Source organism: Paraburkholderia sp. SIMBA_053, assembly GCF_046534895.1.
GTDB lineage: Bacteria > Pseudomonadota > Gammaproteobacteria > Burkholderiales > Burkholderiaceae > Paraburkholderia > Paraburkholderia caledonica.
In genome coordinates, this window is sequence record NZ_JAWRXU010001082.1 from 1 (window position 1) to 257 (window position 257).

General features: G+C 62.6%; 1 protein-coding gene. It reads right to left on the minus strand.

What is annotated here, in order from left to right; genetic code table 11:
- Positions 1-257: hypothetical protein (locus SB753_RS38965; protein WP_410805405.1), on the minus strand; the 257-nt coding region annotated here is incomplete at both ends.

Here is a 257-nt window from a genome sequence, read left to right on the forward strand (position 1 = left end):
TGTTTGTTCCTGCAAGTGTAGGGACGATCCTTGACGTCGCGCCACAGCTGCGCGGGCCACGCGACCTTGACGCTGCAGATCGGGCACTTCGTCTCGAAGTGCGTGTGATCCCCTTTCGGCTGGCCGAAATGCTGCTGGTCGGTCATGAACAGATCGAACAGTGGAAGGTTTGCCCGCGCGCCCGCCGTCTGCAGCGCGATCCGGACGGGTTCGAAGTAACCGATAGAGTCGGACGTGATGGCGGCGCGGGTACGACC